Origin of the sequence: Arthrobacter sp. TB 26 (assembly GCF_000427315.1) — a bacterium.
Classification (GTDB): Bacteria; Actinomycetota; Actinomycetes; order Actinomycetales; family Micrococcaceae; genus Arthrobacter.
Genome location: NZ_AUPJ01000123.1, coordinates 1 through 1,304 on the forward strand (window position 1 = coordinate 1; position 1,304 = coordinate 1,304).

A 1,304-nucleotide genomic window follows, 5' to 3' on the forward strand; every position below is an offset into this window, starting at 1 on the left:
GACCCGGCGTTCGCCGAGAAGTTCCTCAACTTCATCATCGGTGAGGTCATCCGGCACCATGAAGCCATTGCCGAGGACCACCAGGCCCGGGCCGCGGATACCCGGGCTGCGGATTCCGCGCGTGCCCAGGCCGCCGGCCAAGTCCCCGGCGCAGCCGGCCCGGCCGTCACCGCCACCGCCTAGCCGTGGCCCCACCACTGGCCGCGGAGCCGCAGCAGGTCACCGCCACCGCACTGGGTGCCTGGCCCGGCGAAGACCCGGTCGAAGCAGCACGCATCATCCGCGGTGAGCTCGGCAGCCCGCACCTGCCGTTCCTGGCCGAGCTTCCGGACCGGGGTGTCGGTTCCGACGCGCTCGGCCGGACAGCCTCCCTGCTCGTGGACCTTTCCGTGGACGTCCAGCCCCACGGCTGGCGGATCGTGGACCGCCCCGGTAAGGACCTCAAGCGTGCGCGCTCGGCGCTCTCCACCGACATCAACATCCTGGCCGACGTGATCGGCGCCGAAGACACCCCGGCCACGGACCTCAAGGTCCAGCTGCGCGGACCGCTCAGCCTCGCCGCCGGACTGCACCTGCACAACGGGGAGCGTGCGCTGATCGACTACGGCGCCCGGCGGGACCTCGCAGCGTCCCTGGCCGCGGGGGCCGGCAGCTACCTGAGCCGGGTGGCCGCCGCGGCCCCCGGTGCCCGCATCGTGGTGCAGATCGACGAGCCTGAGATCGCGTCCGTGCTGGCGGGCACCATTCCCACCTCCAGCGGCTACCGGACCCTGCGCTCGGTGCCCGGCCAGGAAGCCACCGACTCCTGGCAACTGGTGATCGACGCGCTGAGGGAGGCCGGCGCCGTCGAGGTCGTTGTCTGCGTCCCGGAAGTCGAGGCGCCCTTCGACCGGATCCTGGCGGCGGGGGCCGACGGGATCGCCGTGCCCCTGCGCGCCCTCACGTCCCGCCAGTGGGAACAGCTCGCCGGCGCCGTGGAGGCCGGGAAGCGGCTGTGGGCCGGAGCGCTCGATGTCTCCAACCCCGCCGCCACGCTGCCCCGCGTCGCCGACGTCGTGGAAACCGTCTGGCGGCCGTGGCGCCAACTGGGCCTGACTGCCGCGACCCTCGGCGGGTTGCGGGTCACGCCCTCGGACGGGCTGGCCAGGTATTCGCCATCGTCCGCGACGGCGGTGTTGACCCGGCTGACACAGGTGGCCGACGGCCTCAACCAGCTCGCACTCGGCTAGCGCGGGTCGGCGCCGCCGTCAGCTGCGCCGTTCCCAGCGGTCCGGCCGGGCGCGGTCCGGCAGGTAGCCCGGGGC

Annotated in this window: 1 protein-coding gene and 2 pseudogenes (1 of these 3 running past the window's edge); 2 read left to right on the forward strand and 1 reads right to left on the reverse strand. The window is 73.7% G+C overall.

The window, feature by feature from the left end:
- Both K789_RS0103825 and K789_RS0103830 read left to right on the forward strand, forming a co-directional pair.
- A pseudogene (locus K789_RS0103825) lies at window positions 1–183 on the forward strand (hypothetical protein); the annotation flags it as partial.
- Window positions 184–185: 2 nt separating this feature from the next.
- Window positions 186–1,229 carry a hypothetical protein gene (locus tag K789_RS0103830; RefSeq protein ID WP_024365602.1) on the forward strand — a complete coding sequence of 348 codons (1,044 nt, stop codon included), beginning with the start codon at window positions 186–188 and terminating at the stop codon, window positions 1,227–1,229.
- An 18-nt stretch (window positions 1,230–1,247) separates the two neighbouring features.
- Here the strand turns inward: K789_RS0103830 and K789_RS22225 are convergent.
- Window positions 1,248–1,304, reverse strand: a pseudogene (locus tag K789_RS22225) (DUF4166 domain-containing protein); it runs 644 nt beyond the window's last position.